The organism is Enterobacter sp. ECC_219_Taxon_10, from assembly GCF_058354905.1.
In genome coordinates this window covers 3871990-3889403 of the sequence record NZ_CM178005.1, presented here as the reverse complement: position 1 = coordinate 3889403, position 17414 = coordinate 3871990, and the positions used below count along the sequence as shown (strand labels likewise).

General features: G+C 56.2%; 11 protein-coding genes. 9 read left to right on the top strand and 2 right to left on the bottom strand.

Features of this window, described 5'->3' with window-relative positions; translation table 11 throughout:
- Positions 1-72: 72 nt before the first annotated feature.
- The 4 genes from gudP (at position 73) to AC4ICF_RS18385 (ending at position 5338) form a co-directional block, all read left to right on the top strand.
- Positions 73-1428 carry a galactarate/glucarate/glycerate transporter GudP gene (gene gudP, locus AC4ICF_RS18400; protein WP_116343490.1) on the top strand — a complete coding sequence of 452 codons (1356 nt, stop codon included), beginning with the start codon at positions 73-75 and terminating at the stop codon, positions 1426-1428.
- Positions 1428-2768: an enolase C-terminal domain-like protein gene (locus AC4ICF_RS18395; RefSeq protein WP_316380118.1), complete on the top strand. Its 1341-nt coding sequence runs from the start codon at positions 1428-1430 to the stop codon at positions 2766-2768. The genes gudP and AC4ICF_RS18395 overlap by 1 nt, the downstream gene beginning before the upstream one ends.
- 15 nt (positions 2769-2783) lie before the next feature.
- Positions 2784-4121, top strand: a complete 1338-nt coding sequence (gene gudD / locus AC4ICF_RS18390; RefSeq protein ID WP_316380119.1) for a glucarate dehydratase — start codon at positions 2784-2786, stop codon at positions 4119-4121.
- A 77-nt stretch (positions 4122-4198) separates the two neighbouring features.
- Entirely contained in the window at positions 4199-5338 is a 1140-nt protein-coding gene (locus AC4ICF_RS18385) for a glycerate kinase (protein ID WP_316380120.1), read from the top strand.
- A gap of 108 nt (positions 5339-5446) precedes the next feature.
- Here AC4ICF_RS18385 and barA read toward each other — a convergent pair whose 3' ends face one another.
- Positions 5447-8206, bottom strand: a complete 2760-nt coding sequence (gene barA, locus AC4ICF_RS18380) for a two-component sensor histidine kinase BarA (RefSeq protein ID WP_163330079.1) — start codon at positions 8204-8206, stop codon at positions 5447-5449.
- 57 nt (positions 8207-8263) lie between these two features.
- Here barA and rlmD point away from each other — a divergent pair, with 57 nt between their 5' ends.
- The 5 genes from rlmD to eno all read left to right on the top strand — a co-directional run bounded on the left by rlmD (position 8264) and on the right by eno (position 15948).
- Positions 8264-9562, top strand: a complete 1299-nt coding sequence (gene rlmD, locus AC4ICF_RS18375; protein ID WP_316380122.1) for a 23S rRNA (uracil(1939)-C(5))-methyltransferase RlmD — start codon at positions 8264-8266, stop codon at positions 9560-9562.
- Between the two features lie 51 nt (positions 9563-9613).
- Complete coding sequence (relA, locus tag AC4ICF_RS18370) at positions 9614-11845, top strand: GTP diphosphokinase (RefSeq protein ID WP_008499628.1); 2232 nt, start codon at positions 9614-9616, stop codon at positions 11843-11845.
- Positions 11846-11914: 69 nt separating this feature from the next.
- On the top strand, positions 11915-12706 hold the full coding sequence (gene mazG, locus AC4ICF_RS18365; protein ID WP_491466116.1) for a nucleoside triphosphate pyrophosphohydrolase: 792 nt from the start codon (positions 11915-11917) through the stop codon (positions 12704-12706).
- Between the two features lie 223 nt (positions 12707-12929).
- A complete protein-coding gene (gene pyrG / locus AC4ICF_RS18360; RefSeq protein WP_116343482.1) occupies positions 12930-14567 on the top strand; it encodes a glutamine hydrolyzing CTP synthase in 1638 nt (545 codons plus the stop codon).
- A gap of 82 nt (positions 14568-14649) precedes the next feature.
- Positions 14650-15948 carry a phosphopyruvate hydratase gene (gene eno / locus AC4ICF_RS18355; protein WP_006811784.1) on the top strand — a complete coding sequence of 433 codons (1299 nt, stop codon included), beginning with the start codon at positions 14650-14652 and terminating at the stop codon, positions 15946-15948.
- A 53-nt stretch (positions 15949-16001) separates the two neighbouring features.
- Here eno and AC4ICF_RS18350 read toward each other — a convergent pair whose 3' ends face one another.
- Positions 16002-17111, bottom strand: a complete 1110-nt coding sequence (locus AC4ICF_RS18350; protein WP_316380124.1) for an SDR family oxidoreductase — start codon at positions 17109-17111, stop codon at positions 16002-16004.
- Positions 17112-17414: the final 303 nt, after the last annotated feature.

Sequence of the window (17414 nt, the reverse complement as noted above, 5' to 3'; positions counted from 1 at the left end):
AATCTCATTCTGATTACCCTACCGGTGCTGTACAGAATGAACAGGCGAAAGCTATGTTTCAGGAGTGCAACAATGAGTACATTAAGCCACGCAGCGAGCAGCGCTGAAAAGCGCACCAATGCCCGCTACTGGATAGTGGTGATGCTGTTTATCGTCACGTCCTTTAACTATGGTGACCGCGCCACGCTGTCGATTGCCGGCTCGGAAATGGCAAAAGACATCGGCCTTGATCCGGTGGGCATGGGTTACGTTTTCTCTGCATTCTCATGGGCCTACGTCATCGGCCAAATTCCTGGCGGCTGGCTGCTGGACCGCTTTGGCTCTAAACGCGTCTATTTCTGGTCCATTTTTATCTGGTCTGCTTTTACCCTTTTGCAGGGTTTCGTCGATATCTTCAGCGGCTTCGGCATTATCGTGGCGCTCTTTACGCTGCGCTTCCTGGTGGGCCTGGCGGAAGCACCTTCCTTCCCGGGCAACAGCCGCATTGTCGCGGCCTGGTTCCCGGCGCAGGAGAGGGGAACGGCGGTGGCAATTTTTAACTCCGCCCAGTATTTCGCGACGGTGATCTTTGCGCCCATTATGGGCTGGTTGACGCATGAGGTGGGCTGGTCGCACGTCTTCTTCTTCATGGGCGGGCTTGGGATCGTCATCAGCTTTATCTGGCTGAAAGTGATCCACGAACCCAACCAGCATCCTGGCGTGAACAAAAAAGAGCTGGAGTACATTGCCGAGGGCGGGGCGCTGATCAATATGGATCAGAAATCCGAGAAAGCAAAAGTCCCGTTCAGCCAGAAATGGGCGCAGATCAAACAGCTCGTCGGCTCGCGTATGATGATCGGTATCTATCTCGGCCAGTACTGTATCAACGCCTTAACCTACTTCTTTATCACCTGGTTCCCGGTTTACCTGGTGCAGGCGCGCGGTATGTCGATCCTGAAGGCGGGGTTTGTCGCCTCGGTCCCGGCAATCTGCGGCTTCATCGGCGGCGTGCTTGGCGGCGTAATTTCCGACTGGCTGATGCGCCGTACGGGGTCGCTGAATATCGCGCGGAAAACGCCGATCGTGCTCGGCATGCTGCTCTCCATGACCATGGTGTTCTGTAACTACGTCAGCGCCGAGTGGATGATTATCGGCTTTATGGCGATGGCCTTCTTCGGCAAAGGCATTGGCGCGCTGGGTTGGGCGGTGATGGCGGATACTGCGCCAAAAGAGATTAGCGGCCTGAGCGGCGGCCTGTTCAATATGTTCGGCAACGTTTCCGGGATTGTCACGCCAATCGCTATCGGCTACATCGTCGGCACCACGGGGTCTTTCAACGGCGCGCTGATCTACGTCGGCGTGCATGCTCTGGTGGCGGTTCTGAGCTACCTCGTGCTGGTAGGCGATATCAAACGCGTCGAACTTAAACCTGTTGGGGAGCGCGGCTGATGACAACGCAATCGAGCCCAACCGTGAACGAAATGAAGATCATACCGGTGGCCGGTCAGGACAGCATGCTGCTCAATATTGGCGGCGCGCACAACGCCTGGTTTACCCGGAATATCGTCGTGCTGAAAGACAGCGCAGGGAATACCGGCGTGGGCGAGGCCCCTGGCGGAGAGGTGATTTACCAGACGCTGGTCGATGCCATTCCGCAGGTGGTGGGCCAGGAGGTCGCCCGCCTGAACAAGGTGGTTCAGCGAGTGCATAAGGGTAACCAGTCGGCGGACTTTGATACCTTTGGCAAGGGCGCATGGACGTTCGAGCTGCGCGTCAATGCGGTGGCCGCCCTGGAAGCGGCGCTGCTGGATTTACTCGGTAAAGCCCTTAACGTTCCGGTCTGCGAACTGCTGGGGCCGGGCAAACAGCGTGATGCGGTCACCGTGCTGGGCTATCTGTTCTACGTTGGCGATCGCAATAAAACCGATCTCCCCTATCTGGCCCGCTCACCGGGCGACCACGACTGGTATCAGCTGCGCCACCAGGAAACGCTCTCCAGCGAGGCGGTGGTCCGCCTCGCTGAGGCTGCGCAGGATCGCTACGGTTTTAAGGATTTCAAGCTGAAGGGCGGCGTACTGCCCGGTGAACAGGAGATTGAAACGGCACGGGCGCTGAAAAAACGCTTCCCGGCGGCGCGCATCACCGTTGACCCGAACGGCGCATGGCTGCTGGATGAAGCGATTAGCCTGTGCAAAGGGCTGAGGGAAGTCCTGACCTACGCTGAAGACCCGTGCGGCGCTGAGCAGGGCTTTTCTGGTCGCGAGGTGATGGCTGAGTTTCGTCGTGCCACCGGCCTGCCGGTCGCGACCAATATGATCGCCACCAACTGGCGCGAAATGGGCCATGCGGTAATGCTGAACGCCGTCGACATTCCGCTGGCGGACCCGCACTTCTGGACGCTTTCAGGAGCGGTGCGCGTGGCGCAGCTGTGCGACGACTGGGGTCTGACCTGGGGTTGCCACTCGAACAATCACTTTGATATTTCGCTGGCGATGTTTACCCACGTTGGCGCGGCGGCGCCGGGGAACCCGACAGCCATCGATACCCACTGGATTTGGCAGGAAGGCGAAGCCCGCCTGACGAAAAATCCGCTGGAAATCAAAAACGGTAAAATTGCCGTACCCGATGCGCCCGGACTGGGCGTGGAGCTTGACTGGGATCGGGTCCATAACGCCCACGAGGCGTATAAAAAGCTACCGGGCGGCGCGCGTAACGACGCGGGTCCGATGCAGTATCTTATTCCCGGCTGGACATTTGACCGTAAGCGCCCTGTTTTTGGACGTCACTGATAAAAGGATTACACGATGAGTACTTTTACTACCCCTGTCGTCACTTCCATGCAAATCATTCCGGTCGCGGGTCATGACAGCATGTTGATGAACCTGAGCGGGGCGCATGCGCCGTTTTTTACCCGCAATATTGTCATTATCAAGGACAATGCCGGCCATACCGGCGTGGGTGAAATTCCGGGCGGGGAGAAGATCCGCAAAACGCTGGAAGATGCCATTCCGCTGGTGGTGGGAAAAACGCTGGGTGAGTACAAAAATGTCCTCAACACCGTGCGCAACACCTTTGCCGATCGCGATGCCGGCGGCCGCGGCCTGCAAACCTTCGATTTGCGCACCACTATCCATGTGGTGACCGGCATTGAAGCCGCGATGCTGGATCTGCTGGGCCAGCACCTGGGCGTTAACGTTGCCTCGCTGCTGGGCGAGGGCCAGCAGCGCAGTGAAGTGGAGATGCTCGGCTATCTGTTCTTTGTCGGCGACCGCAAGCTGACGCCGCTGCCGTACCAGAGCCAGCCGGACGAACGATGCGACTGGTACCGTGTACGTCACGAAGAAGCGATGACCCCGGATGCGATAGTGCGCCTTGCGGAAGCCGCGTATGAAAAATATGGTTTTAATGATTTCAAACTGAAAGGCGGCGTGCTGGCCGGGGAAGAGGAGGCGGAAGCCATTACCGCGCTGGCAAAACGTTTCCCGCAGGCGCGCGTGACGCTCGATCCGAACGGTGCGTGGTCGCTTGATGAAGCGATCAACATTGGCAAACAGCTGAAAGGCGTGCTGGCGTATGCGGAAGATCCGTGCGGGGCTGAGCAAGGCTTCTCGGGCCGCGAAGTCATGGCGGAATTCCGTCGCGCCACGGGGCTGCCGACTGCGACCAATATGATCGCCACCGACTGGCGTCAGATGGGGCACACGCTCTCTCTGCAATCGGTGGATATCCCGCTGGCGGACCCGCACTTCTGGACGATGCAGGGCTCGGTTCGCGTAGCGCAGATGTGCCATGAGTTTGGCCTGACCTGGGGTTCACACTCCAACAATCACTTTGACGTGTCGCTGGCGATGTTCACCCACGTTGCTGCCGCCGCGCCGGGCGCCATTACCGCGATCGACACGCACTGGATCTGGCAGGAGGGTAACCAGCGCCTGACCAAAGAGCCGTTTGAGATTAAAGGTGGCATGGTGCAGGTACCGTCAACTCCAGGTCTTGGCGTGGAGCTGGATATGGACCAGGTGATGAAGGCTCACGAGCTGTATCAAAAACATGGTCTGGGCGCGCGCGACGACGCGATGGCGATGCAGTACCTGATCCCTGACTGGACATTCGACAATAAACGTCCGTGCATGGTACGATAAACGCATTGGGACCGCTCCCATGAGCGGTTCTCTACGTGGTGTATGCTTAACGTAACGACTATGCGTAAGGATGGCTTATGAAAATTGTTATCGCACCGGACTCGTATAAGGAAAGTTTGAGTGCGCTTGAGGTTGCGACAGCAATCGAGCGCGGTTTTCGCGAGATTTTCCCTGAGGCGGTTTACGTCAAACTGCCAGTCGCTGACGGCGGTGAAGGTACGGTTGAGGCGATGATCGCAGCAACGCAGGGACGCATTGTGCACGTTCCGGTGACCGGTCCGCTGGGCGAGCGAGTGGAAGGGTTTTATGGGATATCCGGTGACGAGCAGAGCGCCTTTATTGAAATGGCGGCGGCAAGCGGTCTGGAGCTGGTTGTACCTTCACTGCGTGACCCTCTGAGAACGACCTCCTGGGGTACGGGTGAACTTATCCGCCACGCGCTGGATGCGGGCGTTAAGCATATCATCATCGGTATCGGCGGCAGCGCCACCAATGACGGCGGCGCCGGGATGGTGCAGGCGCTGGGGGCGAAGCTGCTGGACGACAATGAACAGCCGCTGGGGCAGGGCGGGGGCGAGCTGGGTAGACTCGCGCGTATTGACCTGAGCGGCCTCGACAAGCGTCTGGCGGAGTGCCGGATAGAAGTCGCATGCGATGTGACGAATCCGCTCACCGGGAAGGATGGCGCGTCAGCAGTGTTTGGCCCGCAAAAGGGCGCCACGCCAGAGATGATCGTCACCCTGGACAACGCGCTTGCGCACTATGCGAGAGTCATTGCCCGGGACCTGGATATTGATGTGCTCAACCTTGCCGGTGGCGGCGCGGCGGGTGGCATGGGCGCGGCGCTGTACGCTTTTTGTGGCGCACAGTTGCGCCAGGGCATTGAGATTGTGACCGATGCGCTACACCTGGCCGACCAGGTGGCCGATGCGGATCTGGTGATCACCGGGGAAGGCCGCATCGACAGCCAGACGATCCACGGCAAGGTGCCGGTGGGGGTGGCGAAAGTGGCGAAACGCTTTAATAAGCCCGTTATCGGCATTGCGGGCAGCCTGACGGCGGACGTTGGCGTGGTACACGATCACGGCTTAGACGCGGTGTTTAGCGTGCTCTATACCATCTGTTCGCTGGAGGACGCGCTGGAAAATGCCAGCGCGAATGTACAGATGGCCGCAAGGAATATCGCGGCGGTGCTGAAAGTGGGGCAGGGGATGTAGTTCACCCTCTCACCCTAACCCTCTCCCCAAAGGGGAGAGGGGACGTTATACACCCTCGGCCCTTTGGGGAGAGGGCCGGGGTGAGGGGAAAATCAGGCCGCACCCGCCTCAGCTCCCCAATACCTTCATCGCTTCCCGCGTTACGTTATCCATTTCATCCAGCAGCTCCAGGAACTCCGGTTCAAGCTCCGATTCCGGCGTACCCGCGCGCAGCTGCTGCTCCAGCAACTGGCAGAGGTTTTTCAGTCGCGGTACGCCGCTGTAGCCGCAGCTGCCGTGCAGCTTGTGGATCGCTTCCAGCAGTTCTTCCGGGTTCTCGCCCACCAGCTGTTCTTCAACCTTGTTCCGAATCTCCGGCAGAAACGCGACCAGCATTTGCAGCATCTCTCGCGCTAAATCGGGTTTCCCTGCTGCCTGGCGCAGGGCAAGCTGCCAGTCAAAGGTCGCGTTCTGGTTGACGCTGATTTCAACCGGTTCGCTGGAAACCGTGTACGTCCCGCCAATATGACCCGGCTTATAGCGTAACAGCAGGTTATGAAGCTTCTCTTCGTCGATAGGTTTCGCCAGGTAATCATTCATCCCGGCACTCAGCAGCTTCTCTTTCTGACCGGCCATCGCATGCGCGGTGACCGCAATCACTGGCGTTTGCTGCTGGTGCGGGAGCTGGTGGATCAGCTCACAGGCCCGAATGCCATCCATGCCCGGCATCTGAATATCCATCAGAATCAAATCGAACTGCATCTGTTTAGCCAGTTCAACCGCCTGCGCGCCGCTGGTACACAGCTCAACGTGCTGAACCTGGTCTTCCAGCAATACGCCAATTAGCTTCAGGTTTGCCGGATTATCATCCACCGCCATCACGCTCATGGGCAGTTTTTGCTCATCGTTAATCAACGGCAGGGCGTGCTGGCTAAGACGGCAATACTCCGTGAGCGCGGGCAGCAGGCGAGTCGCGGTGAGCGGCTTAAGCAGGCATGCTGCCGCCCCGTCGTTTTTCAACTCTTCCGCATTTATCTGGGCGTGGCAGGGCAGTGCCAGCAGCAGGTAGTCTGTCATCGACGCGGCTTTCGCCAGCCGCTCCTGCTGCATGGTCAGCTCGCCGGTGAAAGTCACCGGGATCCCCATCAGCAGAATGTCGTAATGATCAACGGCAAGGGCTGAGAAGGTTGGACTGTAAACCACCTCCAGCGGCGTGGTGCTTAAGATATCCAGCGCGCACTGCGCCGCCGCCGCGTTAGGCTCGACGTAGGCCAGACGCTTCCCTTTCAGACAGTCCGTCACCGGGCCGTCGGTCAGCACGTTTGGATTGAGGTCCAGGTTAATGTGGAACCAGAAGGTTGAGCCGCGGTTTGGCTGGCTATGGAAAGAGATATCTCCGCCCATCTCGTTCACCAGCCTCTGCGTGATCACCAGCCCAAGCCCGGTACCGCCATGGCGGCGGGAAATGCTGGCATCTGCCTGGCGGAAGGCCTGGAACAGACGCGACTGATCCCGCTCCGGAATGCCGATGCCGGTATCGCGGATTTGAACCTCAATCTGTACCTTGTTATTACTGATCGCGCGTTTTTCTACCAGGATGTCGATGTTGCCGCTTTCGGTGAATTTAATGGCATTCCCGACAAGATTGGTAATGACCTGCTGCAGGCGCAGCGGATCGCCAATGACGTTGTCCGGCACGTCGTTTTTAATATTGAGCGTTAGCTCAAGGCCCTTGTCGTGCGAGGAGTGCGCGAGCAGCGTCACCACTTCATCGAGCGTACTGCGCAGCGGGAACGGAATACTTTCCAGAATCAGTTTGCCCGCCTCCAGCTTGGAGAAGTCCAGCACGTCGTTAATGATCGCCAGCAGGTTATTGGCCGAACGTTCAATGGTGTGCAGGTGATCGCGCTGAGTCGGATTAAGCTCGCTTTTTAGCGTCAGGCGGGTAAAGCCGATCACGCCATTGAGCGGCGTGCGCAGCTCGTGCGACATATTGGCCAGGAACTCAGACTTAATACGCGCCGCTTCCTGAGCGCGCTTTTTCGCCAGATCCAGCTCAACGTTCTGGATCTCCATCTGCTCCAGCGTTTCGCGCAGGTCAGAGGTGGCCTGGTCAACGTTATGCTGCATCTCTTCATGATAGGCCGCCAGCGACATCGCCATCGAGTTAATGCCGTTTTTCAGCATATCCAGCTCGCCCAGCATAAATCCTTCCACGCGGCTGTCGAGCTGTCCCCGGCGGATGCGGTCAACGGTGTTAACCATATTACGGATGGGGCCTGTTACGTCGCGCATCAGACGCCAGCCGAAGATCAGCGCGATACCAATGCAGAACAGCATCATCACGCCAGAGATAAAAATTTCTTTGTACTGCTGCAGCCGTACCGACTTGAGATCCAGCTCCAGCGCTACATATCCCAGCATGTTATTGCTGGATTTAGCATCGGATTGCGCAGACTCATCGGGGGAATAGCTTTCCGACACGATCGGCGTGCGCAGAATCATGATATCGCCACGGCGCAACACGGTGAGATGGCGCGGGAAGGGCGTACCGTCCGGGATCTTCAGCGTTGCCGGATCGAGATGAAAATTCGAGGTGACAAACAGGCGGTTATGTTCGTCGTAGACGGAAATGGCGCGAACAATCTCCGAGTGGCGCCGGTGGAGCACACTGATTAACTGACCAATGGATTCGCGGTTTTGCAGGTTCATCCCGTACTCGCTTGAGACGGCGAGCGGTTCGATAATGCTGGCGCCTGCATCCTCCAGCTGTCGCTGCAAATCGTTATAGCGGTGCACGACAAAGAAGATACTCAGCAGCAAACCGATGAGAACGGTGGGGGCGAGGATCAAAATCATCATGCGCGCGCGCAGGCTGTAGTTGGTCATGGCGTTCCGTTATGGGACAATTAAAATAATTATGTTTATGTGAGAAAAATCTCGGCGATGGCGCAATTCTACTCTGCAAAGCGACGCGTGACGACGCGTCAAATCATTACTGTTGAAGCCACGGATCTTGATCCGTTTGGTCAGGGAGTGGCTCGTCACAATGGTAAGACTCTGTTTATAACAGGTTTGCTGCCAACAGAACGAGCAGAAATTACGCTGACGGAAGACAAACGCCAGTACGCACGCGGACAGGTGAAGCGTCGCCTCAACGATAGCCCGCAGCGCGTGGCGCCCCGCTGCCCCCATTTTGGCGTGTGCGGCGGCTGCCAGCAACAGCATGCGAGCACAGAATTACAGCAAAAAAGTAAAAGCCAGGCCCTGGCGCGTCTGCTGAAGCACGACGTTAACGAAATTATCGCCGATGAGCCCTGGGGCTATCGCCGCCGCGCGCGTCTTAGCCTGAGCTATCAGCCTAAAACGGCGCGGCTGGAGATGGGTTTTCGCAAAGCGGCCTCCAGCGATATTGTTGACGTGAAGCAGTGCCCCATTCTGGTGCCCCATCTTGAGGCATTGCTTCCTGACGTGCACCGCTGTCTTGCATCGCTCGACGGGGTGCGTTCACTGGGCCACGTTGAACTGGTGCTGGCGAACAATGGCCCGCTGATGGTGCTGCGCCACACCGCGGCACTGTCGAAAAAAGATCGCGAAAAACTGGAACGCTTTTCGCATTCTCATGAGCTTGCGCTTTTCCTCGCGCCGCAAAGCGAGATACTTGAACAGGTAACAGGTGAAGCTCCCTGGTATGCGTCAGACGGGCTACGCTTAACGTTCAGCCCGCGGGATTTCATTCAGGTCAACGACGGCGTAAACCAGCAGATGGTGGCGAACGCCCTGGCATGGCTTGACGTACAGCCCACTGACCGGGTGCTCGATCTGTTCTGCGGCATGGGTAACTTTACTCTGCCGTTGGCGCGCAGAGCGGCAAGCGTCGTCGGCGTGGAAGGCGTTGAGGCGCTGGTGGCGAAAGGGCAGGAGAACGCGCGGCAGAACGGCTTGCAAAATGTGACATTCTTTCATCAAAATCTTGAGGACGATGTCACCCAACAGCCTTGGGCACAGCAGGGCTTTGATAAAATCCTGCTCGACCCGGCGCGTGCCGGTGCCCCGGGCGTGATGGCACATATTATTAAACTCGCGCCGAAGCGTGTGGTCTATGTTTCCTGTAACCCGGCAACGCTTGCCCGGGACAGTGAGGCGTTACTCAGCGCGGGTTACCAGATTCAGCGTCTGGCAATGCTGGACATGTTCCCGCACACTGGACATCTGGAATCGATGGTGTTGTTCGAGCACATCTAATTTGTTTGGCTTGTCGACTTCGACAGGCCCTGGTCCCTAAAGGAGAGGACAATGGTTGCGGTAAGAAGTGCACATCTCAATAAAGCTGGGGAGTTTGACCCACAAAAATGGATCGCAAGTCTGGGAATTTCCAGCCAGCAGTCGTGTGAACGCTTAACCGAAACCTGGGCCTACTGTCTGCGCACCACGCAGGGACACCCGGATGCCGATCTTCTCTTATGGCGCGGCGTGGAGATGGTGGAAATCTTGTCCATGCTGAACATGGACATCGAAACCCTGCAGGCCGCGCTGCTGTTCCCTCTCGCGGATGCGGACGTAGTCAGCGAAGATGTGCTGCGCGACAGCGTCGGGAAATCCGTCGTTGCGCTGATCCACGGCGTGCGCGATATGGCGGCTATCCGCCAGCTTAAAGCCGCGCATACCGACTCCGTCTCCTCTGAGCAGGTTGATAACGTCCGCCGGATGCTGCTTGCCATGGTGGATGATTTCCGCTGCGTGGTCATCAAGCTGGCCGAGCGTATTGCCCACCTGCGCGAGGTCAAAGATGCGCCGGAAGACGAGCGCGTGCTGGCCGCAAAAGAGTGTACGAACATTTATGCCCCGCTGGCGAACCGCTTAGGGATTGGTCAGCTGAAATGGGAGCTGGAAGATTACTGCTTCCGCTACCTGCATCCGGCAGAATATAAGCGCATTGCTAAACTTCTGCACGAGCGCCGTATCGACCGCGAGCACTATATCGAGGAATTTGTCGGCGGCCTGCGCCAGGCGATGAAAGAAGAGAATGTGCGTGCCGAAGTTTACGGTCGACCTAAGCATATCTACAGCATCTGGCGCAAAATGCAGAAGAAACACCTCGCCTTTGACGAGCTGTTTGACGTGCGCGCCGTGCGTATCGTGGCGGAGCGTCTGCAGGACTGCTACGCCGCGCTGGGTATAGTACATACTCACTTCCGCCATCTGCCGGATGAGTTCGATGACTACGTCGCGAACCCCAAACCAAACGGCTATCAGTCCATTCATACCGTGGTGCTTGGCCCCGGCGGCAAAACGGTCGAGATTCAGATCCGCACCAAACAGATGCATGAAGACGCCGAGCTGGGCGTTGCCGCGCACTGGAAATATAAAGAAGGTACCTCGGGCGGAGCGCGTTCTGGCCATGAAGACCGCATTGCCTGGCTGCGCAAGCTGATTGCGTGGCAGGAAGAGATGGCCGACTCCGGCGAGATGCTCGATGAGGTGCGTAGCCAGGTCTTTGATGACCGCGTCTACGTCTTTACCCCGAAAGGGGACGTTGTCGACCTGCCGGCCGGCTCTACGCCGCTCGATTTTGCTTACCATATCCACAGCGACGTGGGGCACCGCTGCATCGGGGCGAAGATCGGCGGACGTATCGTACCGTTTACCTACCAGCTGCAGATGGGCGACCAGATTGAAATCATCACCCAGAAGCAGCCTAACCCGAGCCGCGACTGGCTTAACCCGAACCTGGGTTACGTCACTACCAGCCGCGGGCGCTCTAAAATCCACGCCTGGTTCCGCAAGCAGGATCGTGACAAAAACATTCTTGCCGGTCGCCAGATCCTCGACGACGAGCTGGAGCACATCGGGATCAGCCTGAAAGAGGCGGAAAAGTTCCTGCTGCCGCGCTACAACTTCAACGAGCTGGACGAGCTGCTGGCGGCGATTGGCGGCGGTGATATCCGTCTTAATCAGATGGTCAACTTCCTGCAGGCGCAGTTCAACAAGCCTAGCGCGGAAGAGCAGGACGCGGCGGCGCTGAAGCAGCTGCAGCAGAAAACCTATGCCCCGCAGCAGCGCAGCAAAGACAACGGCCGCGTGGTGGTTGAGGGCGTGGGCAACCTGATGCACCACATCGCCCGCTGCTGCCAGCCGATTCCGGGTGACGACATCGTCGGCTTTATCACTCAGGGGCGCGGGATCTCTATCCACCGCTCCGACTGCGACCAGCTTGCGGAGCTGCAGTCCCATGCGCCGGAGCGCATCGTGGAGGCGGTCTGGGGTGAGAGCTACTCCGCCGGTTACTCGCTGGTGGTGCGCGTTACCGCCAACGACCGCAGCGGTCTGCTGCGCGATATCACCACCATTCTCGCCAACGAGAAGGTCAACGTGCTGGGCGTTGCCAGCCGCAGCGATACTCGCGAGCAGCTTGCCACCATCGATATGACCATCGAAATCTACAACCTGCAGGTGCTCGGCCGCGTGCTGGGCAAGCTGAACCAGGTGCCGGATGTGATTGACGCGCGTCGTCTGCACGGCGGTTAAGATTTCCCTCTTTTGTAGGCCGGGTAAGGCGTAAGCCGCCACCCGGCATTTTTTTATCAGGACATAATCATGACTCAAATCGACCGCCTGCTTGGCATCATGAAACGCCTGCGCGACCCGGAAAACGGCTGTCCATGGGACAAAGAGCAGACTTTCGCCACCATCGCGCCCTATACCCTCGAAGAGACCTATGAGGTGCTGGACGCCATTTCCCGCGAGGACTTTGATGACCTGCGCGGTGAACTTGGCGACCTGCTGTTCCAGGTGGTCTTCTACGCCCAGATGGCGCAGGAGGAAGGGCGCTTTAACTTTGAGGATATCTGCGCCGCTATCAGCGACAAGCTGGAGCGCCGCCACCCGCATATCTTTGGCGATGCCACCGCAGGAAACAGCGCAGAGGTGCTGGCCCGCTGGGAGCAGATAAAAAGCGCCGAGCGCGCTGAAAAGTCTCAGCACTCTGCGCTGGACGACATCCCGCTGAGCCTGCCCGCGCTGATGCGCGCCCACAAAATTCAGAAACGCTGCTCGGCCGTGGGTTTTGACTGGGATTCACTGGGACCGGTGCTGGGTAAAGTGCATGAAGAGATCGACGAAGTGATGCACGAAGCGCAGCAGGTGGTGGTGGATGAAGCAAAGCTGGAGGAAGAGATGGGCGACCTGCTGTTCGCGACCGTCAACCTTTCTCGCCATTTAGGGGTAAAAGCGGAAACCGCCCTGCAAAAAGCCAACCTGAAATTCGAACGACGCTTTCGTGAAGTAGAGCGGATTGTGGCCTCGCGCGGCCTGGAAATGACCGGAATTGACCTCGACGCTATGGAAGAAGTCTGGCAGGAAGTAAAACGCCAGGGATCTGATCTCTAACGGAATTTTGCGATCAAGCGCAATTTGTGTGATTTTTTAAATGACAAGCGCTTGATTTGCGTCAAAAACATTTACCCAAAAGGGGCTATTTTCTCACTCCTTATGTTTGTCATGGCCTGGAATGGAGACGGAGAATGAAAGTTTGTGGCGCTCGCCGTGTTCGGGTATACTACTTTCCCGTCCTGGTTATTCCATCGTTTCACCCTAACTTCTCAGGTTCAGCATGACAACGAACTATATTTTTGTGACCGGCGGGGTCGTATCCTCTCTGGGTAAAGGCATTGCCGCAGCCTCCCTCGCAGCCATTCTTGAAGCCCGTGGCCTCAATGTGACCATGATGAAACTGGATCCGTACATCAACGTCGATCCTGGCACCATGAGCCCAACCCAACACGGGGAAGTGTTCGTTACTGAAGACGGCGCTGAAACCGATCTGGATCTTGGCCACTACGAGCGTTTCATTCGTACCAAAATGACCCGTCGTAACAACTTTACGACTGGCCGCATCTACTCTGACGTTCTGCGTAAAGAGCGCCGCGGTGACTACCTGGGCGCGACCGTGCAGGTTATCCCACACATCACTAACGCAATCAAAGAGCGTGTCCTTGCCGGTGGCGAAGGGCATGACGTTGTGCTGGTTGAAATCGGCGGCACCGTGGGTGATATCGAATCCCTGCCATTCCTCGAAGCGATTCGTCAGCTGGCGGTAGACATTGGTCGTGAACACGCGCTGTTCATGCACCTGACGCTGGTGCCTTACATGGCGGCAGCAGGTGAAGTGAAAACCAAACCGACTCAGCACTCCGTTAAAGAGCTGCTCTCCATCGGTATTCAGCCTGACATCCTGGTTTGCCGTTCCGATCGCGCAATCCCGGCGAACGAACGTGCGAAAATTGCATTGTTCTGTAACGTGCCTGAAAAAGCCGTTATTTCAATGAAAGATGTCGATTCCATTTATAAAATCCCGGGCCTGTTGAAATCACAGGGTCTGGACGATTATATTTGTAAACGATTCAGCTTGAACTGTCCGGAAGCTAACCTGTCTGAATGGGAACAGGTTATTTACGAAGAAGCTAACCCGGCGGGCGAAGTGACTATCGGTATGGTCGGCAAGTACATCGAACTGCCGGACGCCTATAAGTCCGTAATCGAAGCGCTGAAACACGGTGGTCTGAAGAACCGCGTCTCCGTGAACATCAAGCTGATTGATTCGCAGGATGTTGAAACACGTGGCGTTGAAATTCTGAAAGATCTGGATGCTATCCTCATCCCTGGCGGCTTCGGCTACCGTGGTGTTGAAGGCAAGATCGCCACTGCACGCTATGCGCGTGAAAACAATATTCCATACCTCGGCATCTGCCTGGGTATGCAGGTTGCGCTGATCGAATTTGCGCGCAACGTAGCGGGAATGGAAAACGCGAACTCTACGGAATTTGTGCCAGACTGTAAGTACCCTGTAGTGGCGCTGATTACGGAATGGCGTGACGAAGACGGTAACGTTGAAGTCCGTACCGAGAAGAGCGATCTGGGTGGCACTATGCGTCTTGGCGCACAGGCTTGCCAGCTGTCCGACGATAGCGTGGTTCGCAAGCTGTACGGCGAGCCGGTCATCACCGAGCGCCATCGTCACCGCTATGAAGTCAACAACATGTTGTTGAAACAAATTGAAGCCGCGGGCCTGCGTGTTGCGGGTCGCTCCGGGGATGATCAGTTAGTCGAGATCATCGAGGTGCCAAACCATCCGTGGTTTGTCGCCTGCCAGTTCCACCCGGAATTTACTTCAACGCCGCGTGATGGACATCCGCTGTTTGCAGGCTTCGTGAAAGCCGCCAACGAGTACCAGAAGCGTCAGGCGAAGTAAAAAAAGTTAGAACGGCAACGCGTACCAACGGTACGCGTTGTTTGTCTGGAGTTTTAGTTTAACTTGTACTGAGGAAAATCTAATGTCCAAAATCGTTAAAGTCATCGGTCGTGAAATCATCGACTCCCGTGGTAACCCGACCGTTGAAGCCGAAGTTCATCTGGAAGGTGGTTTCGTCGGTATGGCAGCTGCTCCATCAGGTGCTTCTACAGGTTCTCGCGAAGCGCTGGAACTGCGTGATGGCGACAAATCCCGTTTCATGGGCAAAGGCGTACTGAAAGCGGTTGGCGCTGTTAACGGTCCTATTGCTCAGGCTATCGTTGGCAAAGATGCCAAAGATCAGGCTGGCATCGACAAGATCATGATCGATCTGGACGGTACTGAAAACAAATCTAACTTTGGTGCGAACGCAATCCTGGCAGTTTCCCTGGCGAACGCCAAAGCAGCAGCCGCTGCTAAAGGTATGCCACTGTTCGAGCACATCGCTGAACTGAACGGCACCCCAGGCAAATACTCTATGCCTGTACCAATGATGAACATCATCAACGGTGGTGAGCACGCAGACAACAACGTTGATATTCAGGAATTCATGATTCAGCCAGTTGGCGCGAAAACCCTGAAAGAAGCGGTTCGTATGGGTTCTGAAGTGTTCCACAACCTGGCGAAAGTTCTGAAAGCTAAAGGTATGAACACTGCTGTTGGTGACGAAGGTGGCTACGCGCCAAACCTGGGTTCTAACGCAGAAGCACTGGCTGTTATCGCTGAAGCGGTTAAAGCAGCAGGCTACGAGCTGGGCAAAGACATTACCCTGGCGATGGACTGTGCAGCATCTGAATTCTACAAAGACGGTAAATACGTTCTGGCTGGCGAAGGCAACAAAGCGTTCACCTCCGAAGAGTTCACTCACTTCCTGGAAGACCTGACCAAACAGTACCCAATCGTTTCTATCGAAGACGGTCTGGACGAGTCTGACTGGGATGGTTTCGCATACCAGACCAAAGTACTGGGCGACAAAATCCAGCTGGTTGGTGACGATCTGTTCGTAACCAACACCAAGATCCTGAAAGAAGGCATCGAGAAAGGCATCGTTAACTCCATCCTGATCAAATTCAACCAGATCGGTTCTCTGACCGAAACGCTGGCTGCGATCAAAATGGCGAAAGACGCTGGCTACACCGCTGTTATCTCTCACCGTTCTGGCGAAACTGAAGACGCGACCATTGCTGACCTGGCTGTGGGTACCGCTGCTGGCCAGATCAAAACCGGTTCTATGAGCCGTTCTGACCGTGTTGCTAAATACAACCAGCTGATTCGTATCGAAGAAGCGCTGGGTGAAAAAGCGCCTTACAACGGTCGTAAAGAGATCAAAGGCCAGGCATAATTGCTTAAGCCTTAAAATGAAAATGCCAGTCGAATGACTGGCATTTTTTTTGGCTATTTAAAATCGACCGCCATCTGCTCCGGAATGGTTAGCCCCCGGGTGGTTTGCACGCAGCGGGCAATATAATCCGTAAACCGGGGTGGCTTTGGCATCCCCATGCTGAGCAGTTTATCGTTGCTGAAGCGCACGTTCAGCGTGGCAAAGGCACCGTATAAACGCATGGCTCTCAGCATCAGACGTTCGTTGCATGGGCCAAAAATTGTTTTCAGCTCACGGCGCATTTTGACCAGCGTTTCGTAGCTGACCTGCGCGTACTTATCGCCAACAGGCGCTTTCTCCAGTGCCTGCGCCATCGCCCGATCGATATCCGCAAAGCGAACGCTATTCTCTTCCCCGGCAGAAATGTGTACCACTTCTCCCGGACGCGCGTTGCTGTTGAGCAGCATTAACATCGCATCGGCGCAATAATCCACCGGGACAACGTCGATCCGGTCTTCCATCGAGCACATAAACTTCTGCAGCATCAGGCCCATGCTAAAGACCCAGAAGATGCTGCTCGACGGCGTGCAGCCGTGGCGGGTATGGCCGACGACGATGGACGGACGAGCGATGAGCAGCGGCAGATTCGGGCACTCCTGGCGCATTAGCTGTTCGATGGTTGACTTCGAATACGTGTATTCCACCAGGTGCTCAGCATTTTCTCTGAATTCCGCACTTTCGGAGACCAGCGAATCCTGCTCCGGCGTGCATGACATTGCGGTGCCTACGTGCAGGAAACGCTGCAGCCCTGCGACCTGCTCCATGCGGCGCGCCAGCGCAAGGGTACCTTCGACGTTTACCTTCCAGATCAGCGGGTTATTCCCAAATGACGCAACTGCCGCACAGTTAACGACATGCGTAACCTGGTCCAGTCGGGGATCGTTCAGAAAGGCTTCCGGGTGGCTGAGGTCACCAATAAGGATATTATCCACGCTCAGGGAGGCCAGCTTCTTCTCAGGAACGTTAAACTTACGCATGTTCTCCTGCACGCGCGCCAGCCCGCTCTGCGGATCGTCGGCGCGGGCAAGCAAAAGGAGTTTTACGGATTGATCGCTGGTCAGGATTTTTTCAAGTACTGCCCCGCCCAGAAAACCGGTCACGCCTGTAATCAATAACATCTTCATTAATACCGTCTCATTATGATTGATGAGGCGGATTGTAGGCGCGCAAAAGTAAACGGCATTTAAATAATAAAACGCAGGAATCGAGAGCGTCTTAAGCTTATTTTAAGGAAAGGAAATCAGGTGAAAATATTGGACAGTGCGGAGAGCGGAAAAATTCAATTTATTAATATTTAAATTTCAACCATATGATTTTAAATTGATTTTATCGAGGTTGGTGGCGCGATGAGTGTAATTCAAAATGTAATAAATAAAATACTTTGTTACACCAAACGTTTATCAAATAAATGAATTGAGCCTTGCTTA